The 16,951-nt window shown below is 71.3% G+C and carries 15 protein-coding genes; 7 read left to right on the forward strand and 8 right to left on the reverse strand.

All coding sequences use genetic code 11. The features are described from left to right. Positions 1-10: 10 nt before the first annotated feature. Positions 11-997: a heme A synthase gene (locus tag ACIBQX_RS38290; RefSeq protein ID WP_397013393.1), complete on the forward strand. Its 987-nt coding sequence runs from the start codon at positions 11-13 to the stop codon at positions 995-997. 127 nt (positions 998-1,124) lie between these two features. Here the strand turns inward: ACIBQX_RS38290 and ACIBQX_RS38295 are convergent, their stop codons facing one another. The 5 genes from ACIBQX_RS38295 to ACIBQX_RS38315 form a co-directional block, all read right to left on the reverse strand. Further along, entirely contained in the window at positions 1,125-2,324 is a 1,200-nt protein-coding gene (locus ACIBQX_RS38295; protein WP_397013394.1) for a PrsW family intramembrane metalloprotease, read from the reverse strand. A gap of 104 nt (positions 2,325-2,428) precedes the next feature. Further along, positions 2,429-2,827 carry an IS200/IS605 family transposase gene (gene tnpA / locus ACIBQX_RS38300; protein ID WP_397013395.1) on the reverse strand — a complete coding sequence of 133 codons (399 nt, stop codon included), beginning with the start codon at positions 2,825-2,827 and terminating at the stop codon, positions 2,429-2,431. Between the two features lie 26 nt (positions 2,828-2,853). Beyond that, positions 2,854-3,792, reverse strand: coding sequence for a cation diffusion facilitator family transporter (locus tag ACIBQX_RS38305; protein WP_397013397.1), 939 nt, complete (start codon positions 3,790-3,792; stop codon positions 2,854-2,856). Then, positions 3,792-4,175 (reverse strand): ArsR/SmtB family transcription factor, encoded by a 384-nt coding sequence (locus ACIBQX_RS38310; RefSeq protein WP_397013398.1) that lies wholly within the window; start codon positions 4,173-4,175, stop codon positions 3,792-3,794. Before ACIBQX_RS38310 ends, ACIBQX_RS38305 begins: the two co-directional genes overlap by 1 nt. 49 nt (positions 4,176-4,224) lie before the next feature. Beyond that, positions 4,225-5,184, reverse strand: a complete 960-nt coding sequence (locus tag ACIBQX_RS38315) for a heme o synthase (protein ID WP_397013399.1) — start codon at positions 5,182-5,184, stop codon at positions 4,225-4,227. A gap of 258 nt (positions 5,185-5,442) precedes the next feature. Between ACIBQX_RS38315 and tkt the strand changes: the two genes are divergently transcribed. The 5 genes from tkt to pgl all read left to right on the forward strand — a co-directional run bounded on the left by tkt (position 5,443) and on the right by pgl (position 12,113). Next, positions 5,443-7,551: a transketolase gene (tkt, locus tag ACIBQX_RS38320; RefSeq protein WP_397013401.1), complete on the forward strand. Its 2,109-nt coding sequence runs from the start codon at positions 5,443-5,445 to the stop codon at positions 7,549-7,551. Between the two features lie 4 nt (positions 7,552-7,555). Beyond that, positions 7,556-8,650 carry a transaldolase gene (tal, locus tag ACIBQX_RS38325; protein WP_397013402.1) on the forward strand — a complete coding sequence of 365 codons (1,095 nt, stop codon included), beginning with the start codon at positions 7,556-7,558 and terminating at the stop codon, positions 8,648-8,650. 106 nt (positions 8,651-8,756) lie between these two features. Then, the gene (zwf, locus tag ACIBQX_RS38330) at positions 8,757-10,358 is read left to right on the forward strand and encodes a glucose-6-phosphate dehydrogenase (RefSeq protein WP_397013403.1); all 1,602 of its coding nucleotides are present in this window, start codon (positions 8,757-8,759) and stop codon (positions 10,356-10,358) included. Further along, positions 10,359-11,273, forward strand: coding sequence for a glucose-6-phosphate dehydrogenase assembly protein OpcA (locus ACIBQX_RS38335; protein ID WP_397013404.1), 915 nt, complete (start codon positions 10,359-10,361; stop codon positions 11,271-11,273). It abuts the gene before it with no gap. Between the two features lie 66 nt (positions 11,274-11,339). Continuing rightward, the gene (gene pgl / locus ACIBQX_RS38340; protein WP_397013406.1) at positions 11,340-12,113 is read left to right on the forward strand and encodes a 6-phosphogluconolactonase; all 774 of its coding nucleotides are present in this window, start codon (positions 11,340-11,342) and stop codon (positions 12,111-12,113) included. 4 nt (positions 12,114-12,117) lie between these two features. Here the strand turns inward: pgl and add are convergent, their stop codons facing one another. The 3 genes from add to ACIBQX_RS38355 all read right to left on the reverse strand — a co-directional run bounded on the left by add (position 12,118) and on the right by ACIBQX_RS38355 (position 15,443). Beyond that, entirely contained in the window at positions 12,118-13,131 is a 1,014-nt protein-coding gene (gene add, locus ACIBQX_RS38345; RefSeq protein WP_397013407.1) for an adenosine deaminase, read from the reverse strand. A gap of 406 nt (positions 13,132-13,537) precedes the next feature. Further along, positions 13,538-14,302 carry a hypothetical protein gene (locus ACIBQX_RS38350; protein WP_397013408.1) on the reverse strand — a complete coding sequence of 255 codons (765 nt, stop codon included), beginning with the start codon at positions 14,300-14,302 and terminating at the stop codon, positions 13,538-13,540. A gap of 118 nt (positions 14,303-14,420) precedes the next feature. Beyond that, on the reverse strand, positions 14,421-15,443 hold the full coding sequence (locus ACIBQX_RS38355) for a GNAT family N-acetyltransferase (RefSeq protein WP_397013410.1): 1,023 nt from the start codon (positions 15,441-15,443) through the stop codon (positions 14,421-14,423). A gap of 107 nt (positions 15,444-15,550) precedes the next feature. Between ACIBQX_RS38355 and ACIBQX_RS38360 the strand changes: the two genes are divergently transcribed. Next, positions 15,551-16,942: an NAD(P)/FAD-dependent oxidoreductase gene (locus ACIBQX_RS38360; protein ID WP_397013411.1), complete on the forward strand. Its 1,392-nt coding sequence runs from the start codon at positions 15,551-15,553 to the stop codon at positions 16,940-16,942. The last annotated feature ends 9 nt before the right edge of the window (positions 16,943-16,951 follow it).

A 16,951-nucleotide genomic window follows, 5' to 3' on the forward strand; every position in this document is an offset into this window, starting at 1 on the left:
CATCGATGACGTGAAGCTACCCACGGACCATCACCACCCTCTGATGCGCCGGCTGTTGTCCTTCTGGCTGCCGACCACGAGGACGATGCGAGGCTGGGCGCTGGCCTCCGTGGTGGTCAACGCCGGCATCACGGTCAGCGGCGCGGTGGTGCGCGTCACCGAGTCCGGGCTCGGCTGCCCCACCTGGCCCAACTGCACCCCCGACAGCCTGCTGCCGGTCGCGCATCCGGAGATCTCGCCGATCAACATGGCCATCGAGTTCGGCAACCGGATGGTCACCTTCCTGGTGCTCGTGGTGGGAATCGCCTGCGTGCTGTCGGCGATGAGGATGACTCCCCGGCGCGCGTCGCTGGTGCGGCTCGCCTGGCTGCAGCCCGTGGGCATCGCCGCCCAGGCGCTGTGGGGCGGTCTGGTGGTCAACACGATGCTCAACCCGTTCACGGTGAGCATGCACTTCCTGATCTCCATCGGCCTGATCGCCGCCTGCTGGGCCCTGTACGCCCGCGCCGGTGAGGGTGACGCGCCCGTGCGCCGGGTGGTCCACCCCGCCACCTGGCGGCTCGGCCAGGTGCTGCTGGCGGCGGTGTTCGCCCTGCTGGTCGCCGGGGTGGTGGTGACCGGCACCGGCCCGCATTCGGGCGACGTGATGGCCTCGCGCTACGACTTCGACATCGAGACCGTGGCCCGGCTGCACGCCGACCTCGCCTACGTGGTCGTCGGGCTGACCTTCGCGCTGCTGTTCGCCCTGCACGTCACCGACTCGCCCCGGCCGGCCCGGCGGGCGGCGCTGGCGCTGCTGGTGATCGAGCTCGCGCAGGGCGTCATCGGCTACACGCAGTACTTCCTGGGCGTGCCCGCCTTCCTGGTGGGGCTGCACGTGGTCGGCTCCACCCTGGTCTGGATCGGCGCCCTGCGGGCCGTCACCGCGCTGCGCACGCGGGGCCCGCTGAGCGAGGCCGCCGCCCACTCCCCCGCCGGGGCGACCGCCGGAGCCTGAGGCCAAATGCCACAGTATGGGCTGAAAAGTCGGCCACTCCCCCACCGCTGAGCGGCGCCCTTTTGCCGGCAATTGTCCGCCCCTCTCGGGGGCTGGCCGGGGCGGGTCCGGCTCAGCCGGGGGCGGCTCAGCCGGGGGCGTAGGGCGGCGGCTTGCCCGCCGGTGACGAGGGAAAGTCGGCCCGGGCGGTGCTCATGCACTCCAGCAGCGCCCGCTGCTCCTCGTGGAAGGTCTGCTCGTCCACCATGCGCCGTGCCGCGCGCTCGTGCAGCAGGCCCAGCTCGGTCGCGGCCAGCTGGTAGTCGTTCATCGCGCGCAGCCCCCGCCGGCCGCCGTACATCTTCGCCCACTGCCGGGCCCGCCTGCGCCGGGGCAGCGCCGACAGCATGGTGATGTCGTCCTTGCCGACCAGCTTGGTCGGCTCGTACGGCGGCAGGTAGCGCTGGATGAGCGCGACGATGCGGCGCCGGTCCCGGAACACCACCGTGATCAGCACCACGAGCACCACCATGAGCACCACGTAGGCGATCACCAGGCCGGTGAAGCCGCCGTAGGAGACCAGGCCGTTCCACAGGCCGTGCAGGATCATGGCGCCGGACCAGCCGGCCAGGATGGAGAAGACCCGCTCGGGCCCCGGACGCTGGGCGGCGAAGGCCACCGCCACCCCGATCATCGAGGTGAACAGCGGATGGGCGAACGGCGACAGGATGCCGCGCAGCACCACGGTGACCGCCAGGCCGACCCCGCCCTGCTCCGAGTTGAGCGCGGCCAGGTAGTAGCTGACGTTCTCGCTCATGGCGAAGCCGAGGCCGACCATGCTGGCGTAGATGATGCCGTCGGTCAGCCCGTCGAGCTCGGTCCTGCGGAACTTGAACAGCCCGAGCAGCACCAGGCCCTTCATCGTCTCCTCGACCACCGGGGCGCCGAAGGTGGCGGCGATGTTGCGGGCGCTGGCCTCGGAGAGCTGGACGGTGTCCATGATGTAGTGCAGGTTCAGCGAGTTGACCAGGCCGGCCACGAGCACGGCGACGCCGGCTCCCCAGGCGAAGGCGAAGACCAGGTTGCTGCGCGGCTCGGGCTCCATGCGGTCCAGCGCGAGCACGGCCGCCAGCAGCAGCGGGACGGGGGCCAGCGCCAGGCCGAGCGCGATGAAGAACTGCACCGGCTCGCCGTTGAGCACGTCGAAGGAGAACGAGGCCAGTGCGCAGAGCCCGGTGAGGACCAGGCCGGTGATCAGCCCCGACGAGGGGCGGTCCTTCAGCACCCAGCGCGGATCCCGGGACGTCCTGGTGGGCCCTTCGTGCCCGAAGGGCGGGGACGCGTTCACGGCGCCCCGGCGGCCGGCCGCCGGATCGTCGGCCCGGATGCTCGCGGGTCCCGCACGACCTCATGGTCCCGGCTGAGCGGGCGCGCCGTCCAGGGCGGCGGCATTCAACGGCCCTGCTGCTGCTCGAGGTAGTGCTCGACCATCTCGTCCTGAGCGCCCCCGACGGTGGCGACGAGGTAGGAGTTGGTCCACAGCGTCGGCAGCCGGCTGCGCAGGTGCGGGAACTCCTCGCGCAGCGCGTGGGAGGAGCGGCCCTTCACGGCCTTGACCAGCCGGTGCACGCCATACTGCGGGTCCACCTCCACCACCAGGCGCACGTGGTCGGCCGTCACCTCCGACTCCACCAGCCAGGCCTCCTTGTCCGCCACGACCTCGTGGATGAGCTCCGTGAGGCGTCCTCCGACCTTGTCGCCGAGCACCTGCCTGCGATATTTCGTGCACCACACGACGAGGAAGGCGCATCGGAAGACGACGCTGCCGTTGGACCGCAGAGTCACAGCCACCCGAATAATATACAGCTTGGGGTTATCTAATGCTCACGCGCCGTCCTCCCGAGATGCCGGGGTCCGTGGGGATCTTCGCAGTGCTCGCCGGTCTCGGCGGCGCCGTGGTCGACCTGCAAGGTGGTGTGCCCGATGTCGAAGCGGTCATGCAGCAGGCTCGCCAGGCGCACGCGCAGGCTGTGGCAGTCGGACCCGCGCGCCGCGATGATGTGCGCCGACAACGTCGGATAGCCGCTCGTCACCGTCCAGACGTGCAGGTCGTGCACCTCCACCACGTCCTCGTCGGCGGCCAGCAGCCGGCCGATCTCGTCCGGGTCGAGGTCGCTCGGCGCGGCCTGCAGCAGGACTCGCGCCGAGTCGCGCAGCAGCCCCCAGCCGGCCTTCAGCATGAGCGCGGCGACCACCAGCGCGGCGATCGCGTCGGCCTGCCGGAACCCGGTCAGCCAGACCACCATGCCGGAGACGGCGGTGGCGATGAAGGCGTACATGTCGTTGAGCACGTGCTGGAAGGCGCCCTCGACGTTGAGGCTGCGCCGGTCGGCCCTGGACAGCAGCCAGGCGGCCAGCGCGTTGATCGCGATGCCGGCGAGCGCCGTGACGACCACGAGGGGCCCCGACACCTCGGGCGGGTCCACGAGCCTGTGCACGCTCTCGTAGACGAAGTACGCCACCAGCAGGAGCAGTGTCACGCCGTTGATCTGGGCGGACAGGATCTCGGCGCGCTTGAAGCCGAAGGTGTACGCGCCCCGCGCCGGCCTGGCGGCGATGCGCATGGCGAGCAGGGCCAGCGCGATGGCGGTGGCGTCGGTCAGCATGTGGGCCGCGTCGGAGATCAGCGCGATCGAGTTGGCGACGAGACCGGCGACCACCTCGATCACCATGAAGCCGGCGATGAGGGCGAGCGCGCCGACCAGGTAACGCTTGTCGGCCGTGGCGGAGTGGCCGTGCCCGTGCCCGGCGCCCATCAGGTCACCTCTCTCAGGTGCTCGCGGCTCAGGTCCAGCAGCATCCGGACGTGCCCGTCGGCCAGCCGGTAGTAGATCATGCGGCCCGCGCGGCGGCTGGCCACGATGCCCGCCGTGCGCAGCAGGCGCAGCGCGTGGGAGACGGCCGTGTCGGTGACCTCGACGACGTCGGCCAGGTCGCACACGCACAGCTCGCCCGCCTCCAGCAGTGCGTAGAGCAGCCGGGCCCGCGTCGGGTCGCCGAGCAGCCGGAACAGCTCGGCCAGCCGGGTGGCCTCCTCCGGCGTGACCAGCCGGTCGCGGGTGGCGGCTACACGCGCGGCATCCGGCTCCGGCGTGACACACGCGTCCAAACCCGCCACAACACCTGAAGAGCTGTTCATATGTGCATATTACGGCCGGAAAGAGGCCCGCCGCAACGGCGCGGCGGGCTCAGGCCAGCAGAGGGTCGATCGCGACGGCGAGGAAGAGCAGCGCGAGGTAGGCGTTGGACCAGTGGAAGAAGCGCATCGGACGCAGGTCCACCCCGGTCCTGCCGGAGTTGAGGCGGGCCATCAGGCGGTGCACCTCCCACAGGCACATCACGCCGAGGACGCCGGCCACCGCCGGGTAGAACAGCGTCGTGCCCGCCACCGGCCACAGTGCCAGCGAGCACGCCACCGTGGCCCAGGTGTAGACGATCGACTCCTGGATCACCCGGCGCTCGGTGGCCACCACGGGCAGCATCGGCACCTTGGCCGCCGCGTAGTCCTCCTTGTAGCGCATGGCCAGCGTCCAGGTGTGCGGCGGCGTCCAGAAGAACACCACGCCGAAGAGCACCAGCGGCGCCCAGTCGAGCCGCTCGGTGATGCCCGCCCAGCCGATCAGCACCGGCATGCAGCCCGCGATGCCGCCCCACACGATGTTCTGGGCGGTGCGCCGCTTGAGGATCATCGAGTAGACCAGCACGTAGAACAGGATGGCGCCGGTCGACAACACGGCCGCGAGCCAGTTGGTGGTCAGCCAGAGCCCGACGGTGGACAGCACGCCCAGCACGATCCCGAAGACCAGCGCGCCCCGTGGCGACACCTGGTGCCTGGCCAGCGGGCGCCGCCTGGTGCGGCGCATCATCTGGTCGATGTCGCGGTCGACGTAGCAGTTGAGGACGTTGGCGCTGCCCGCCGACAGGGTGCCGAACACCATCACCGACACGGCCGTCCACAGCGGCGGCAGGCCACCGGCCGCCAGGAACATCACCGGCAGAGTCGTGATCAGCAGCAACTCGATGATCCGCGGCTTGGTCAGCGCGATGTAGGCCTTCACGACCGCGCCGACAGAGCGGGGGCCGATCGTTCGCGGCGCCTCGGCCTCGAGGGCGGGGGCCGTCGTCTGCCTGTTCGTCAGCACCGTCAAGGCGCTTCCAGCACGTGCGGAGTCAACGCGTAACCTCAGATTAGAGCGGATTCGTGAACGGGTGCCGTGGCTCCCTGCGAACAACCAAACTGTAGTCGCAGGGTGGGCCGGTCCGGCCAATGGGGGGCGCGCGCCATCTACGGACACCACGACAGAAAGGGAATCGATCGCCATCCCCACTCGGTTAGGGTCCGATGTGGGCGGGATATGCCAACCGGCACCACCACTAATGACAAGTAGATTCCGGAGACCGAGCACTTGAGCACCGAACTCGTGCCAGCCCTCGAATGGACCGACCTCGACAAGCAGGCCGTCGATGTCGTTCGAGCCCTGGCGATGGACGCAGTGGAGAAGGCGGGTTCGGGACATCCCGGCACCGCCATGAGCCTGGCCCCCGCCGCCTACCTGCTCTTCCAGCGCACGATGCGGCACGATCCGACCGACCCCAACTGGCTCGGCCGCGACCGTTTCGTCCTGTCCGCGGGGCACACCAGCCTGACGCTCTACATCCAGCTGTTCCTGTCCGGCTACGGACTCACGCTGGAGGACCTGCGCCGCCTGCGCCAGTGGGACAGCCTGACGCCGGGCCACCCGGAGCACGGCCACACCGCGGGGGTGGAGACCACCACCGGCCCGCTCGGCCAGGGCCTCGGCAACGCCGTGGGCATGGCGATGGCGGCCCGCCGCGAGCGCGGCCTGTTCGACCCGGAGGCCGAGCCCGGCACCTCCCCCTTCGACCACCACATCTGGTGCGTCGTCAGCGACGGCGACATCGAGGAGGGCATCAGCCACGAGGCCAGCTCCCTGGCCGGCCACCAGCAGCTGGGCAACCTCGTCGTCATCTACGACGACAACAAGATCTCCATCGAGGACGACACGCAGATCGCCCTGTCGGAGGACGTCCTCAAGCGCTACGAGGCCTACGGCTGGCACACCGCGAGCGTCGACTGGACCGATTCCGGCAAGTACGCCGAGGACGTGGCCGCCCTGAACGCGGCGCTGGAGGAGGCCAAGGCCGAGACCGGCAGGCCGTCCTTCATCCGGCTGCGGACGGTCATCGGCTGGCCCGCGCCCAACAAGCAGAACACCGGCAAGATCCACGGCTCGGCGCTCGGCGCCGACGAGGTGGCCGCCACCAAGCGGGTCCTCGGCATGGACCCGGCCAAGTCCTTCGACGTGCCGGACGAGGTGCTCGAGCACGCCCACCAGGTGGCCACCCGCGGCCGCGACGCGCACACGGCGTGGAAGCAGGGGTACGCGAGCTGGCGTGAGGCCAACCCGGAGCGGGCGGCCGAGTACGACCGCATCTCCCGCCGGGAGCTGCCCGCCGGCTGGGCGCGCGCGCTGCCGTCGTTCGAGATCGGCGCCTCGATGGCCACCCGCAGCGCCTCCGGCGAGGTGCTGAGCGCGCTCGCGCCGGTGCTGCCGGAGCTGTGGGGCGGCTCGGCCGACCTGGCCGGGTCCAACAACACCACGATGAAGGGCGAGCCGTCCTTCATCCCGGAGGAGCACCAGACCAAGGACTTCCCCGGCAACCGCTACGGCCGCACGCTCCACTTCGGCATCCGCGAGCACGCCATGGGCGCCATCCTCAACGGCATCGCGCTGCACGGCGGCACCCGCCCGTACGGCGGCACCTTCCTGGTCTTCTCCGACTACATGCGGCCTTCCGTACGGCTCGCCGCGCTGATGAAGCTGCCGGTCACCTACGTGTGGACGCACGACTCCATCGGCCTGGGCGAGGACGGCCCCACGCACCAGCCGATCGAGCACCTGTGGGCGCTGCGCGCCATCCCCGGTCTCGACGTGGTGCGCCCCGCCGACGCCAACGAGACCGCCGCCGCCTGGAAGGCGGTGCTGGAGCACAACGACCGCCCCGCCGCGCTCGCCCTGTCCCGGCAGAACCTGCCGGTGTACGACGGCACCAGCGCCGAGGGCGTGGCCCACGGCGGTTACATCCTGCGCGAGGCCGCAGGCGGCCAGCCGCGGGTGATCCTCATCGCCACCGGCAGCGAGGTGCAGATCGCCGTCGAGGGCAGCGAGCTGCTGGAGTCGCAGGGCATTCCGACACGAGTGGTGTCCATGCCGTGTGTCGAGTGGTTCAAGGGGCAGGATTCCGCGTACAGGCAGACCGTTCTGCCGCCGTCGATCCGGGCTCGGGTGGCGGTCGAGGCGGGCATCGCACTCGGCTGGCACGAGTTCGTCGGTGAGTGCGGCGAAGTCGTCAGCCTCGAGCACTTCGGCGCCTCCGCGCCGTACAAGACTCTGTACGAGCAGTTCGGGCTGACGGCGGAGCGGGTGGCCGCGGCAGCCAGGGCGAGCCTGGCCAAGCTGGGTCAGGACAAGGGCGAGACGACGGGAAACTGAGAAGATGAGCGAGATTTTGAACAAGCTGTCCGGCCAGGGCGTGTCCATCTGGCTCGACGACATCAGCCGTGAGCGGCTGCGCACCGGCAACCTGGAAGAGCTGATCCGCGACAAGAACGTGGTCGGTGTGACGTCCAACCCGACCATCTTCGCCGGCGCGCTCAGCAAGGGCGACGCCTACAACACCCAGATGCACGACCTGGCCGTTCGCGGCGTCGACGTGGGCGAGGCCGTGCGGGCCATCACCACCTACGACATCCGCTGGGCCGCCGACGTGCTGCGTCCCGTCTACGACGCCACCTCCGGCGTCGACGGGCGGGTGTCGATCGAGGTCGACCCGCGCCTGGCCCGTGACGCCGACAAGACGATCGCCGAGGCCCGCGCCCTCTGGTGGCTGGTCGACCGGCCCAACCTGTTCATCAAGATCCCGGCGACCGTGGAGGGCCTGACCGCGATCACGCAGGCGATCGGTGAGGGCATCAGCGTCAACGTCACGCTGATCTTCTCGCTGGCCCGCTACCGCGCGGTCATGGACGCCTGGCTGGCCGGACTGGAGGCCGCGCAGGCCAAGGGCCTCAACCTGGCCACGATCGAGTCGGTCGCGTCGTTCTTCGTCAGCCGCGTCGACTCCGAGATCGACAAGCGCCTCGACAAGATCGGCGGCCAGGACGCGCTGAAGGGCAAGGCGGGCGTCGCCAACGCGCGCCTGGCCTACGCCGCCTACGAGGAGGTCATGAACTCCGAGCGCTGGCAGCGCCTGCGCGCCGCCGGAGCCCGTACGCAGCGGCCGCTGTGGGCCTCCACCGGCGTGAAGAACCCCGACTACTCCGACACGATGTACGTCGACGACCTCGTCGCCCCCGGCACCGTCAACACGATGCCGGAGAAGACGCTCGACGCCGCCGCCGACCACGGCAACGTCACCGGCGACACCATCCGCCCCTTCTACGAGCAGGCCTGGAACACCATGGCCGAGCTGAAGGAGGCCGGCGTGGACTACGACGACGTGGTCCGGGTGCTGGAGGACGAGGGCGTACAGAAGTTCGAGGCGTCCTGGAACGAGCTGATCGAGAGCGTCAGCAAGAACCTGGTCCCTTGATGAGACTGTCCCACCGCGATGAGGGAGAGGCCGGCGCCGCCTCCCTGTCGCGGGGCCGCGCGGCGGGGAGCCGCGCGGCCGCTCACAGCGGCGCAGGAGGTTTGAGATGAGTGAGCCGGCAGGGCCCCCTGAGGAGGCCGTCGCCGTGGCGGCCGCCGTCGCCGGCACCTCCACCACACTGGAGGTGGCGGCCGCGAACCCGCTGCGGGACCCGCGTGACAAGCGGCTGCCGCGGGTGGCGGGGCCGTGCGTGATGGTGCTGTTCGGCGTGACGGGCGACCTGGCCAAGCGCAAGCTGCTGCCGGCGATCTACGACCTGGGCAACCGGGGGCTGCTGCCCCCGGGCTTCTCCCTGGTCGGTTTCGCCAGGCGCGACTGGAAGGACCAGGACTTCGCCAAGCTGACCCATGACGCCGTGAAGGCCCATGCCAGGACCCCCTTCCGCGAGGAGGTCTGGAACCAGCTGCGCGAGGGCATCCACTTCGTGCCGGGCGAGTTCTCCGACGACGGGGCGTTCGACGCGCTGGCCATGGCGCTGCGGGAGATCGACGAGCTGCGGGGCACGGGCGGCAACTACGCCTTCTACCTGTCGGTGCCGCCGAAGTTCTTCCCCGTGGTGGTGGAGCAGCTCCGGCGGACAGGGCTGGCCGAGGCCCCCGACGGGTCGTGGCGGCGGGTGGTCATCGAGAAGCCGTTCGGCCATGACCTGCAGTCGGCGCACGAGCTGAACGAGATCACCAACTCCGCCTTCCCGGAGAGCTCGATCTTCCGGATCGACCACTACCTGGGCAAGGAGACGGTCCAGAACATCATGGCGCTGAGGTTCGCCAACAACCTCTACGAGCCGATCTGGAACCGCAGCTTCGTCGACCATGTGCAGATCACCATGGCCGAGGACATCGGCATCGGCGGCCGGGCCGGCTACTACGACGGCATCGGCGCCGCCCGCGACGTGATCCAGAACCACCTGCTCCAGCTGCTGGCGCTGGTGGCGATGGAGGACCCGACCTCCTTCGACGCCGCCGCACTGCGGCGGGAGAAGGAGAAGGTGCTCAAGGCCGTGCGACTGCCCGCGGACCTGTCGCTCAACACCTCGCGCGGCCAGTACGCGGCGGGGTGGCAGGGCGGCCAGAAGGTCGTCGGCTACCTGCAGGAGGACGGGATCTCGGTGGAGTCCACCACGGAGACCTACGCCGCGGTCAAGCTGGAGATCGCCAACCGGCGCTGGGCCGGCGTGCCGTTCTACCTGCGCACCGGCAAACGGCTGGGCCGCCGGGTCACCGAGGTGGCCGTGGTGTTCCAGCGGGCGCCGCACCTGCCCTTCAGCAAGGACGACACCGAGATCCTCGGCCAGAACGCGCTGGTGATCAGGGTGCAGCCGGACGAGGGCATCACCGTGCGGTTCGGCTCCAAGGTGCCGGGCACGGCCATGGAGGTGCGTGACGTGTCCATGGACTTCGCCTACGGCGAGTCGTTCCTGGAGTCGTCGCCTGAGGCGTACGAACGGCTGCTGCTCGACGTGATGATCGGCGACCCGCCGCTCTTCCCGCACCAGCGGGAGGTCGAGCTGTCGTGGACGATCCTCGACCCGATCGAGGAGTTCTGGTCCACCCAGGGCCAGCCGGAGCCGTACCCGTCGGGTTCGTGGGGGCCTGCGGCGTCCGACGCGATGATGGCCCGCGACGGGCGCGTCTGGAGGAGGCTGTAAGTGACCACGTTCATGCTGGCCGACACGACGGCAGGCAAGATCTCAAGTCAGCTCACCCAGTTGCGCCACCAGATGGGCGCGCCCGCCGTCGGCATGGTGCTGACGCTGGTCGTGGTCTGTGAGGAGCGCGACCAGTACGACTCGCTGCGCGCCGCCACCGAGGCGGCGCGCGAGCATCCGTCGCGCATCCTGGTGGTGATCAACCGGGAGACCGACGAGGCCAACCGGCTCGACGCCGAGCTGCGCATCGGCGAGTCCTCGCCGGGCGAGACGGTGGTGCTGCGCCTGTACGGCGAGCTCACCGAGCACGCCGACTCCGTGGTCAGCCCGCTGCTGCTGCCGGACACGCCGGTGGTCGCGTGGTGGCCGAGCCGCGCTCCGGAGGTGCCGTCGGCGGACTCGATCGGCATGCTCGCCCAGCGGCGGCTCACCGACGCCAGGAACGCCGGCGACGACGGCGTCTCCTTCCTGGCCGACCGGGCCAAGGGCTACGCGCCGGGCGACACCGACCTGGCGTGGGCGCGGCTCACGCCGTGGCGCAGTCTGCTGGCCGCCGCCTTCGACCAGCCCGTGGGCAAGGTGCACGAGGGGATCGTGGAGGCGTCCGCGGGCAACCCGAGCGCGCCGCTGCTGGCGGCCTGGCTGTCGGATCGGCTCGGCGTGGAGATGCGGGTCGGCGCCTCCGACGGCCCCGGCATCACCGCGGTCCGGCTCACGATCGACGACGGGGAGCTGTCGGTGATCCGCGACGACGCCCGCCAGGCGGTGCTGTCCCGCCCCGGGCAGCCCGGCAGGAACGTCGCACTGGCCCGGCGGCAGCTGTCGGAGCTGCTGGCGGAGGAGCTGCGCCGGCTGGACACCGACGAGATCTACGAGTCCGCGGTCAAGCGCCTGGCGCAGTTGTACCGGCGCTGAGTCCCGGGCGCCGCCGTGCTCGCGCGGCGGCGCCTGGGCATGCCCGAAACGTGAAAGAGTGTTCCAGTGAGCGTTCCCACTGTTGTTGTGCACCGTGACGGCGAAGTGCTGGCCAAGGCCGTGGCGGCGCGGATCATCACCCGGCTGGTCGACGTGCAGTCCGCCACGGGGTCGGCGTCGCTGGTGCTGACCGGAGGCACGGTCGGCACCGCCACGCTGGCGGCGATCCGCGACACGCCCGCCCGTGACGCCGTCGACTGGCGCCGCCTGGACATCTGGTGGGGCGACGAGCGCTTCCTGCCCACCGGCGACCCCGAGCGCAATGAGACCGGGGCCAGGCAGGCGCTGCTCGACCACGTCGACGTCGACCCCGAGCGGGTGCACGTCATGCTCGGCCCGGACTCCGGCCTGTCGGCCGAGGAGTCGGCCGACGCCTACGCCACCGAGCTCCGCAAGGCCTCCCGTCCGGAGGACCACGGCCCGGCGCCCAGCTTCGACGTGATGCTGCTCGGCATGGGTCCCGACGCCCACGTGGCGTCGCTGTTCCCCGGCATGCCGTCGCTCTACGACACCCGTGCCGTGGTGGCGGTGCACGGCGCGCCCAAGCCGCCGCCGACGCGCATCTCGCTGACACTGCCCGTCATCCAGGCCTCGCGCGAGGTGTGGGTGGTGGCGGCCGGTGACGGCAAGTCCGGTGCCGTACGGCTCGCGCTGTCGGAGTCCGGGCCCGTCCAGGTGCCCGCGGCGGGCGCCCGCGGCCGGGGCCGGACGCTGTTCCTGCTCGACCGCGCCGCCGCCGGGAAGATCCCGCCGGGCCTGGGGCGCATCGCCTCACCCTGACCGCTCAGGCGGCCAGCGCGTCGATCTCGTCCAGGAGCGCCTGCTTGCGTCCGGCCGGCAGGTAGGACGCCCGGACGCCGTTACGCGCCAGCAGCGTCAGCTCCTGGACGCCGAAGCCGAAGACGCGGGCGGCGACCCGGTACTCATCGCTCAGCGTGGTGGCGAACATGGGCGGGTCGTCGCTGTTGAGCGTGACGAACAGGCCCTCGGCGAGCATGCGCGGCAGCGGGTGGTCCTCGATCCGCCCGACCTGGCCGGTGCACACGTTCGAGGTGGGGCAGACGTCCAGCGGGAGCTGCGTCTCGCGCAGGTGGGCGACCAGGCGCGGGTCGTCGAGGCAGGCGATGCCGTGACCGATGCGCTCGGCGCCCAGCCCCTCGATGACCTCCCAGATGGTCTCCGGGCCCGTCATCTCACCGCCGTGCGGAACGCTGTGCAGCCCGGCCGCCCGCGCCGCGGCGAACGCGTCGCGGAAGACGTCCCTGAACGGCGCCCGGCGCTGCTCGATCCCGCCGATCCCGAAACCTACCAGCGCGGCGGGAGGTTCACCCAGCGCGTGGTCGAGCGTGATCTCGGCCGCCTCCTTCCCGAACTCCGAGGGAATGTCGAAGATGTACGCCATCTCGACGCCGTGCTCGGCCAGGGACTGCTTCGCGGCCAGGTCCAGGGCCTGGGTGGTCTCCCGTTTCGGCAGGCCCATGATGTGGTGCGCGTACGGGGTCACCTGCAGTTCCGCGTAGCGGCCCCCTTGGGTGGACAGGTCACGCGCCAGTCCGAGGACCAGGGTCGCCACGTCCTCGGGCTCCCGCACCAGCGCGTTGACGGCGCCGTAGACCTGGGCGAAGTGGGGGAAGTCGCGGAAGGTGTAGAAGGCTCGGAGTTCCTCCTCGCTGGTGGGCACCTGGCTGTCCGGGTGCCGCCGCGACAGCTCCAGCACCGTGGCCACCGAGGCGGAGCCGACCAGGTGCACGTGCAGCTCGACCTTGGGCAGAGCTTGGATGAAGGCATCGATGGTCATACCGACGACGATAGGGCTGACATTTCACGTTCGGTAAGCGCTCATGGCGTTATCTCACACAAAAATGTCGGTTTCTGGACTTTCGCCCACGGAAGCGTGCCGCCCCTCCTGCTCCACGACGTCCGACCACGACGGGAACCCGGCCAGAGGCGGCTGTAGGGGCTCCAGCTTGTCCCTGCGGCCCACAGACTCCAGGTGGCCCGGCCAGGCCATGCCGGAGCGCTGTGGGCCCACCCAGCGCTCCTGCGACCCCACCCACCGACCGCTGCCGAGCGCGCCGCTTCGGCAGCCGCTCCCAAGCGCGCCGCCCCCGGCTTCGGTCGCTGCCGCGCCCCTGCCCCCCGGCTCGGTTGTCGCCGCACGCCTGCTCCCGGCTCGGTTGTCGCCGCGCGCCCGCTCCCCGGCTCTACTCTTCCAGCCGTTGCCGGGCGTGCCGTTCCTCGCGCCTGGTCACCTCCAGTCGCTGGGCGCTCTCGGCGAGCCGCTTGCGCGCCTTGGCCAGCTTGGCCTCCAGCCTGGCGACCTTGTCCGCGCGTTCGCCGTGCTCCCGCTCGGCCTCGGCCAGCGCCTCACGCCACTCGCGGTGCGCGGCCTCGGCTTCCTGCCGCTCCCTGGCCTTCCTGGCCTCGGCCTCCGCGCGTTTTCTGGCCCGTGCCTCCTCGTCCTCCCCGGTGGGCTTCTTCCGGCCGCCGGGACGTCCGCCCGTAGCGGGTGCCGGGGCGAAGCCGCTGTAGCTGAGCGGCCTGACCAGGCGGCCGCGCCGTACCTCCTCGGCGGCGTCGGCGTCCACCACGGCGGCGTCGAGCGTCTGGTCCACCTCGGCCGCGGCGGCGGCCGAGACGTCGCCGCCCTGCCTGATCAGCCTGGCGAGCCTGCCGGTCACCTCGCCGCGCCGCCGGGTCAGCTCCGCCAGCGCCTCGGCGTCCTGCGCCTGCCAGGCCGCACGCAGTTCCTGGCCTACGGAGAGCAGTTCGTCCAGTTCGTCCGGATGCTCACGGGCGACCCGGTTCACCGCCCAGGCCGAGACCGTGGGCCTGCGCAGCCCGCCGATCCGCCGGGCCAGCGCGGCGTCGCCCGCCTGCTTGGCCGCGGCGGCCTCCGTGGCACGGGCGGCGGTGAACTCCGAGGGCGGGAGCGCGTACAACCGGCCTGCCACCTCATCAAGATCCACACAGGTCAGATACCCCGCAGGGGCGGGTTTCTAGCGCATGGCGCGGGCCCCCGCGCGAACTCCGATCGCGCTCGCGGGGTCGCCGTCCCCACCCAGGAGGAGGCGCGGCCGATGAGGATCAGACCGACGCCACGGCTCCGACCGGCAGCCGGGCCTCCACGACGCCGGGGTCCTCGGTGTAGTTGAGGGGTGCGCCCAGCGAGATCAGCAGCCGGCGCATCCGGACGTTGTCCGACAGCATGGTGGCCTTCACCTCGGCGTAGCCCCGGTCGCGCGCCTCGCGCACCAGCATCCGGGCCAGCACCTGGCCCAGACCGCGCCCCTGCCAGCGGTCCTCGACCAGGAAGGCCATCTCGGCGACGCCGGGATCGGCGGTGAAGAACAGGTTGGCCAGCCCCACCACCTGTCCGTCGTTCCCCGCCACCAGGGAGTATCCCCGGCTGCGGTCACAGAGCCGGTCGAACAGGCGCGGCGGCAGCGTGGGCATGGCGGTGAAGTAGCGGAACCTGCGCGCCTCCGGCGAGCACCTGTCGTGCAGGTCGCGTATGGACTCGCGGTAGATGGAGGTGAGCGGCCGGATGGTGATCTCGGCGCCGTCGGCCAGCTTGACCGGGCTCTCGCCCGCGGCCTGCTCCGCCGGCGGCTGGGCGAGCCGGGCGAAGGAGGCCGCCCTGGCCGCCTCGGTCAGGGTGAAGGGCAGCTCGGCGCGGCGCAGTCGTACGGCACGTCTCGGCGCGACGGGCACCACGAGCTGCGTCGGGTCGGGAAGATCGCTCACCGCCTCACCATAGATCCACCTGGCGTCGTCGGCGCGCAGCAGCTCGGCCAGGAGCTCGGGCAGCCGCCAGGGCATGGCGCGCAGCCTGGAGGCGAGCAGCAGCGCGCGGGTGGGCTCGTCGGTCAGCTCGTGCGCGGTCGCGGGGACCACCTGGACCCGGCGGCCCCCGGCCGCCTCCAGGGCCTCGCGCACGGCTTCGGGGTGTGCGGGGATGTCGGCGACGAACTCGTCGACGGTGCCGTCGCTGTCGGACTGGACGCTCAGGCCGAGGATGTTGCCACCCCGGGCGGCCAGGGCCGCGGCGAGGGAGGCGAGCCGTCCCGGCCGCTCGTCGACCGTGGTGCGGATGCGCATGAATCCCATACGAGAAGGATGCCGGGTGCCTGTTACGGTGCCGCTAACGTCATGTTTCGTCGCGGAATTCGTACCGAGATGCGCAAACTTATCCGGATATAGCAGGATATGGCGTCATGAGCGCGCGAGTTCCCTTGTCACCCGGGTACGTCAATGGCGATGTGGCCTTCTGGTACCGCTCCTCCGGCGTGCCCACCCCCGGCCCGCCGCTCGACCGGGACCTCCAGGCCGACGTGGCCATCGTCGGCGCCGGCTACACCGGGCTGTGGACGGCCTACTACCTCAAGCAGGCCCGTCCCTCGCTGGAGGTGGTGGTGCTGGAGCAGGAGTTCGCCGGGTTCGGCGCCTCCGGCCGCAACGGCGGCTGGCTCACCGGCGACCTGGCCGGCTCGCACGAGCGATACGCCAGGACGCACGGGGCCGAAGAGGCCAGGCGGCTGCAGCGGGAGATGTACGCCTCCATCGACGAGGTGATCGCCGTCTGCGAGAAGGAGGGCATCGACGCCGACATCGTCAAGGACGGCGTCGTCAACGTGGCGCGCACCACCGCCCAGGCGGCCCGGCTGCGGGCCTCGGTCTCGGCCGCCCGCGCCTGGGGCAGCACCGAGCGGGACCTGCGGCTGGTGGAGCCCGGCGAGCGCCTGCGGGTGGCCGGAGCCGTCGCCGCCACCTGGAGCCCGCACTGCGCGCGCATCCAGCCGGCCAAGCTCGCCCAGGGCCTGGCGCAGGCCGTACGCGACCTGGGGGTGACGATCTACGAGGGGACACCCGTCACGCGCATCACCCCGCACCTGGCGCGGACCCCGTACGGCACGGTGCGCGCGCGGCATGTGATCCGCGCCACCGAGGGCTTCACCGCGCGACTGCCGGGACTGCGGCGGCAGTGGCTGCCGATGAACAGCTCCATGATCGTCACCGAGCCGCTGCCCGCGTCGTTCTGGGAGTCGACCGGCTGGCACGGCGCCGAACTGCTCGGCGACCTCGCGCACTACTACATGTACGCCCAGCGCACCGCCGACGACCGGATCGCCTTCGGCGGCCGGGGCAAGCCCTACCTGTACGGCTCCCGCGTCGACGCCCGCGGCCACACCCACGAGCGGACGGTCGAGGCCCTGTGGGACCTCCTGACGGACTTCTTCCCGGCGGCGGCCTCCTCCAGCGTGGCGCACACCTGGTCGGGCGTGCTCGGCGTGCCGCGTGACTGGTGCTCGGCCGTGCACCTGGACCCGGCGACCGGGCTCGGCTGGGCCGGCGGCTACACCGGTCACGGGGTGACCACCACCAACCTGGCCGGTCGTACCCTGCGCGACCTGATCCTGGGCGAGCGGACGCCGCTCACGACGCTGCCGTGGGTGGGGCGCGAGGTGCGGGCGTGGGAGCCGGAGCCGCTGCGCTGGCTGGGCGTGCACACGATGTACCGCCTCTACCGGGTGGCCGACCACCGGGAACGCTCCATGCCCCGCACCTCCGTGCTGGCCCGGCTGGCCGACCGGATCACCGGCCACTGACCATCCGCT

Origin of the sequence: Nonomuraea sp. NPDC049714 (assembly GCF_044465295.1) — a bacterium.
In the GTDB taxonomy this organism is placed as follows: domain Bacteria; phylum Actinomycetota; class Actinomycetes; order Streptosporangiales; family Streptosporangiaceae; genus Nonomuraea.